Source organism: Kitasatospora sp. NPDC056783, from assembly GCF_042789895.1.
In the GTDB taxonomy this organism is placed as follows: domain Bacteria; phylum Actinomycetota; class Actinomycetes; order Streptomycetales; family Streptomycetaceae; genus Kitasatospora.
The window spans coordinates 21,359-27,462 of record NZ_JBHUAF010000079.1; the positions used below are offsets into that span (position 1 = coordinate 21,359).

Here is a 6,104-nt window from a genome sequence, read left to right on the forward strand (position 1 = left end):
CCGCCCCCGAGCAGGAGCATCGCCATGGACCGACCCGCCGCCTTCCGCCTCGACGCCACCGCCTCCGGGCACCCGGCGGGCATCCTGGACGCCGCCGAACAGGCCGAACGCCGGGGCATGGACCGGCTGGTGGTCGCCGAGACCGCGTACGACCCGTTCCTCCAGCTCGCCCGCGCCGCCGACCGGACCGCGGCGATCGAACTGGCCACCGGCATCGCGGTGGCCTTCGCCCGCACCCCCATGACGCTGGCCTACCAGGCCTGGGGGCTGCACGCGGCCTCCGGCGGACGGGCCGTCATCGGCCTGGGCTCGCAGGTCAAGCCGCACATCGAGAAGCGCTTCGGGATGCCCTGGGACCGCCCGGCCGCCCGGATGCGCGAGTACGTCCACGCGGTGCGGGCGATCTGGCACAGCTGGCAGACCGGTGAACGGCTGCGCTTCCGGGGGGAGTTCTACACCCACACCGTGATGACGCCGGTGTTCTCGCCGGACCCGGTCCCGTCCGGGGTGCCACGGATCCTGCTGGCGGGCGTCGGGCCGCTGATGACCCGGACCGCCGGAGCGGTGGCCGACGGCTTCCTGAGCCACCCGTTCTCCTCCACCGCTTACCTGACCGAACAGGTGCTGCCCGGCCTGACCGAGGAGCGGGCCCGGGCAGAGGCGGAGGGCGCAGCCTGGACGGAGCGGCCGTTCGAGATCGTCGGCAACGTGCTCACCGCCACCGGCCGCACCGAGGAGGAACTGGCGGCCAACCGGGCCGCCACCCGCGAGCGGCTCGCCTTCTACGCCTCCACCCCGGCTTACCGCCCGGTCCTGGCAGAGCACGGCTGGGAGGGCCTCCAGGAGGAGCTGCACACCCACTCGGTGCGCGGGCGCTGGGCGGAGATGGCCGCGCTGATCGACGACGAGGTGTTCGACACCTTCGCGGTCTGCGGCCCGGTCGAGGAGGTCGCCCAGGAGATCCGGCGCCGGTACGCGGGCCTGGTCACCCGGTTGTCCGTCAGCCAGCCCGAGGACGCCGACCCGGGGCTGGGACTGGACGTCCTGGCGGCGGTGCGCGCGCTGGACCGGCCGGAAGCGAGCACCGGGCGGCCGTGACCGGTGGCCGATCGGGCAAGCGGCGACGAAGTCCGGGCAGATTCGCGCAACGCGTTTCCGACAGTGAGGACGGGCGGCAGGATCGCGGTGGCAGGCCCGGCCGTGCGGTGAGGCCCGGCGCTCCGGACCTGCCGCGTTGTGGGGCCTGTCGCGCCGTACGGTCCTTTGCGCCGTACGGCCTGGCGCGCCTCGGCCACCCGTTGCCGATCCTGGGGGTGCCCGCGTGTCCGTGTCCGACGACCGTTCAGCCGACTACGACCTGGTGGAGTGCTGGGACCCAGTCGCGAACCAGTACGTCGACGCCCTGGCCGACCTCGACGAGTTCCTGCGCGTCTGCGCCGAGCTGACCGGCTTCGACGTCCCCGAACTGCGCGCCACCGGCATGGCGGACGAGCACCACCGCACCACGCTGGCCCACCGGGTCCGCGACGAACACGCCCTGGTCCACCTCTGGTACGTCGGCACCTGGCCCGGTGAGGCACCCTCCTCCGCCCGCGCCCGCGACCAGGGGCTGGTCTGGCGGACCTTCCACGCCAGTCCGCCCGGCGCCGCGGCCCCCGGCCACGGCAGCTGGGCCGCGGCGCCGCGCGGGGCGGAGCTGCCGGGCGGGCCGGAGGTGCCGGGCGGACCCACGACCGGGGCCCCGGCAGATGTGTCGGCGGCGGCCTCGGCGGGGGTGTCGGAGGATGTCTCGGCGGCGGCCTCGGCGGCGGTCGATCCGCCGGGCGGAGCCGAGACGGAGCCGGGGGGCGCGGCACCCGGAGGTGGGGGCCGATGAGCGCGCGCTGGGACGCCGTCGTGGTCGGCGCGGGTTTCGCCGGAACACTGGTCGCCCACCGGCTCGGCGCACGGGGCTGGCGGGTCCTCGTCCTGGAGGCCGGGCCGGCCGCGCCCACCGGAGCCGAGGCCGCCACCGCCTACCGAGCGGCCGGCGGCGGACCGCCCACCTCGCCCTACCCGCACAACCCCGACGCCCCGTCACCGGACGCCGGTGACCTCACCGGCCGCCCGGACGGAGGCTTCACCGCCACCGGCCACCTCCGCCAGTACGGGCCGTTGCCCTACGCCAGCGGCTACCTGCGCGCCAACGGCGGCACCGGTCTGCTCTGGACCGGCCTCACCCCGCGCATGCACCCCGAGGACTTCCACACCGGCGACCTCGGCCACGGCCGCGACTGGCCGATCGGCTACCACGACCTGGAGCCCCACTACCGTGAGGCCGAGCGCGAACTCGGCGTCGCCGCCGACGCCGAGGACCAGCGCCGCGCCGTCGGACTGCCCGTCCCCGACGGCTACGACTTCCCGATGCGCGCCATCCCGGCCAGCTACCTCGACCGGCAGCTGGCCCACGTCCTCGACGGCCGGACCGTCCACGACCCCGCCGAGCCCGGCCCGACCAGGCTCGCCGTCACCGTCACCCCGCACGCCCGCAACGGCGTGCCGACCCGGCCCGGCTCCGCCGAGGGGCCGCTCTGCGCGGGCAGCGCCGGCTGCGTCCCGGCCTGCCCGACCGGGGCCAAGTACACCCCGCTGCGCACCCAGGCCCGCTGGGCGGCCGGCGTCGAACTGCGCACGGAGGCCGTCGTCAGCAGGGTGCTGGCCGACCCGGAGACCGGACGGGCTGACGGAGTCGAGTACCGGGCGGGCGGCACGGTTCACCGGATGTCGGCGGACCTGGTCGTCCTCGCCGCACACGCGATCGAGAACGCCCGGCTGCTCCTCCTCTCCGGCCTGGCCAACCGCAGCGACCAGGTCGGCCGGAACCTGATGGACCACCCGGTGCTGCTCACCTGGGGACTGATGCCCAGACCGGTCGGACCCCATCGCGGGCCCGCCTCCACCAGCGGCCTGGAGTCGTTCCGCTTCGGCGCGGGCCGCCACCGCCGGGCGCCGTTCCGGATCGAGATCGGCAACTGGGGCTGGTCCTGGTCGGGCGGAGCGCCGGAGGCCGAGGCGGCGGCGGTGATCGCGGAGGGCCTGCGCGGCAAGGAGCTGCGGGAGCGGCTCGGCGACCGGCTGGGCCGTCAGTTCTCCCTCCAGTTCGAGCTGGAGCAGCCGGCCGACCCGGCCAACCGGATCACCCTGGACCAGGACCGGTGCGACCCGATCGGTCTGCCGAGCCCGGCCGTCCACTACGACCTCTCCGGGTACGTCCGCGAGGGCATGGCCTCCGCCCGGGCCGTCTCCGACCAGCTGTTCGCGCTGCTCGGCGCCGAGGACCACACCGCGTACCCGGCATCCGGGTGGCCGGGACGGCTCGAACACCGGGGGACCGTCCACGGCTACCGGGGCGCCGGCCACGCCGGAGGGACCCACATCATGGGCGACTCGCCCGCGACCTCGGTGGTGGACCAGTGGCAGCGCTGCTGGGACCACCCCAACCTGTACGCCGTCGGCTGCGGCTCGATGCCGTCCCTGGGCACCTCCAATCCGTCGCTCACCATGGCCGCCCTCGCCCTGCGCAGCGCCGAACGGATGCACCACGACCTGCTGGAACTGCACCGCCCGGCGGCCGTGCTGCCACCGGCCGCCTCCCCCTCGTCCCCTCCCTCCGCTCCCCCTCCCACGCCCCCGGAGTCCCGATGACCGGCCTGCCGCTGCCGCCCGTACCGGAGCCCTACCACCTGCCCTTCCACTACGGCGCGCTGCACAACATCGGCGTCGACTACCTGGTCGACCTCGGGCGGGCCCGAGAGCTGCTCGCCAAACGCCACCCCGGGCTGAACGCCGCCAGGTTCGACGGCGGGGCCTGCGTCTCGCTCAACTACCAGCTCTACTTCGCCCAGTATCCGAACGGTGGCGGCATCACCCAGGAACTGGAGATCAACCTCGTCGCCCATCCGCTCTTCGCCGAGGAGCGGATTCCGGTGGTCAACTACGGCCAGTACGCCCGGGGCTACGACCAGACCAAGCTGCTCGGCACCGCCCGGCTGCACGTGCTCTGCGACAACCCGCTGGCCATCGACGCCGGGCGCCGGCTCTACGCCGAGCCCAAGTACCCGGGCTGGTTCGACACCACCCTGCCCTCCCTCAACGCAGCCGCCGTGCGTGAACGCTGGTCCGTCTCCTGCCGCCGGGCCACCCTCGGGCCCGACGGGCTGCGCCGCCACGATGAGGAACTCCTCGCCCTGGACGTGAATCTGATCGGCCTCACCGCCGAGTCCGTCAACAACACCCCGATCACTGGCTACGGCACCGACGACGAGGGCAAGCTGCTGGCCGGGCCGCTCAGCGTGTACCAGCCCTACCACTACTACGCCCTGGACGACCGGAGCGCCGAGCGCGTCCGGCTCGACCTCGGCAACCCCGCCGAGGAGTCCGCCCGCGACCTCGCCCACCTCATCGCCGACGCCCCGGCGGCCGGGGTCTGGACCTACCAGTCCCCGCCGGTCGCCGCCCACAACCGCGCGTACTACGTCCGATGACGGGCGCGGTGTTCGCCCCGGGCACCACCGCCGTCCGACGGGACGTCGCGCACGGCCGGGTCTGGTCGGCCATGCCCTACACCGTGCTCGCGGATGACGGCGCCACCCTGACCCTCGCCGCCCGTTCTCCCGGCCGCCGCCCTCGACACCCCCACCGAAGAGGGATGAGGACCGGCCGCCGCACCGCCGGTTCGGGCCTCGTCGCCGTCACCCGCGACGCCGCGCCCGGTGCCGGAGCCGGCGCTGGACCTGGCGTCCGTGAGCAGTGGCAGCACACGTCCGGTACCGCGGCCTCCGGATCGAGGGAGCCCACGTAGGCGGTGCGTCGGCGCATCCGGGTTGTGGCTCGGCGGGGCGGGGAGCCGATTCGGCGTCTGGCCCCGCCCGGGCCGCGGTGGGCGATCACCCGGGCGTGGGCGGAGCGCCCGGGCCGGAGATCGCCGCCGGTGGCGGGTCGAGCGCGGCGGCCGCCGGTGCCGTTGTCGCCGGTACCGTTGCTGCCGGTGCCCGCGACCAGCGGCCGGCGAGCAGCGAGCCGACCACCAACTGGAGCTGGTGGTAGAGCATCAGCGGCAGCACCATCAGCCCCGTTGCCGGGCCGAACAGGACGGTGGCCATCGGCAGGCCGTTGGCCAGGCTCTTCTGCGAGCCGCACAGCACCGCCGCGACGGTGGCCGCCCGGTCGAGCCCCAGCAGCCGCGCTCCGAGCCCGGTCACCGCCAGGGCGGCGGCGAGCAGGGCCAGCAGCACCGCGAGCAGCCCGAGCAGCGCCAGCGGTGTGGCCAGGTGCCAGATGCCCTGGGACACCGCCGCGCTGAACGCCGTGTAGACGACCAGCAGGATCGACCCGCGATCCACCGGGGTCAGAGCCCGTCTGTGCCGGGACAGCGGACCACGGAGCCAGGGTCGCAGCAACTGCCCCAGCAGGAAGGGCGCGAGTAGCTGGAGCCCGATCCGTATCAGCCCGGCGGCGGACAGCCGGGTGTGCGAACCCAGCAGCCAGGCGGACAGCAGCGGGGTCAGCACCAGCCCCGCCAGGCTGGAGTAGGTGCCCGCGCAGATCGCCGCCGGGACGTTGCCCCCGGCGGTGCCGGTGAGCGCCACCGAGGACTGCACCGTCGAGGGCACCAGGCACAGGAACAGCAGGCCGGTCTGCAACGGCCCGGTCAGCGGGACGGGCGTGAGCAGCGCGGTGGCCAGCCCGAGCAGCGGGAAGAGGACGAAGGTGGTGGCCAACACCAGTGCGTGCAACCGCAGGTGGCGCAGCCCGGCCAGCGTCTCGCGGGTGGAGAGCCGGGCTCCGTACAGGAAGAACAGCAGTGCCACCGCGAGGTCACAGGCCACCTCGGCGACTCGAGCGGAGGCGCCCGAGGCCGGGAACAGTGCCGCCAGCCCGACCGTTGCGGCCAGCGCCACCATGTACCAGTCCGGTCGGCGCGGCAGCAGCCCGCGGAGGCGGCGCCCCAGGTGGCGTTCCGTCGCCGTCCGGTCCTCGCTCGCCCGGCCCTTGCGTTCCCGGCCGTTGCGTTCCCGGTGCTCGCGGGTCCGGTCCCCGCGCGCCCGGAGCCCCGACGGGGGCTC

5 protein-coding genes are annotated in these 6,104 nt (G+C 75.0%); 4 read left to right on the top strand and 1 reads right to left on the bottom strand.

Annotation, left to right across the window (positions count from 1 at the left end; genetic code table 11):
* Nucleotides 1–24 precede the first annotated feature (24 nt).
* From ACFRMQ_RS14685 to ACFRMQ_RS14700, 4 genes are all read left to right on the top strand, one after another.
* Complete coding sequence (locus tag ACFRMQ_RS14685) at nucleotides 25–1,098, top strand: TIGR03617 family F420-dependent LLM class oxidoreductase (RefSeq protein WP_380730771.1); 1,074 nt, start codon at nucleotides 25–27, stop codon at nucleotides 1,096–1,098.
* A 223-nt stretch (nucleotides 1,099–1,321) separates the two neighbouring features.
* Entirely contained in the window at nucleotides 1,322–1,876 is a 555-nt protein-coding gene (locus tag ACFRMQ_RS14690) for a hypothetical protein (protein ID WP_380730772.1), read from the top strand.
* Entirely contained in the window at nucleotides 1,873–3,684 is a 1,812-nt protein-coding gene (locus ACFRMQ_RS14695) for a GMC family oxidoreductase (protein WP_380730773.1), read from the top strand. Before ACFRMQ_RS14690 ends, ACFRMQ_RS14695 begins: the two co-directional genes overlap by 4 nt.
* Nucleotides 3,681–4,523 carry a hypothetical protein gene (locus ACFRMQ_RS14700; RefSeq protein ID WP_380730774.1) on the top strand — a complete coding sequence of 281 codons (843 nt, stop codon included), beginning with the start codon at nucleotides 3,681–3,683 and terminating at the stop codon, nucleotides 4,521–4,523. The genes ACFRMQ_RS14695 and ACFRMQ_RS14700 overlap by 4 nt, the downstream gene beginning before the upstream one ends.
* A 402-nt stretch (nucleotides 4,524–4,925) precedes the next feature.
* Here ACFRMQ_RS14700 and ACFRMQ_RS14705 read toward each other — a convergent pair whose 3' ends face one another.
* Complete coding sequence (locus ACFRMQ_RS14705; RefSeq protein WP_380730776.1) at nucleotides 4,926–5,942, bottom strand: bile acid:sodium symporter family protein; 1,017 nt, start codon at nucleotides 5,940–5,942, stop codon at nucleotides 4,926–4,928.
* Nucleotides 5,943–6,104: the final 162 nt, after the last annotated feature.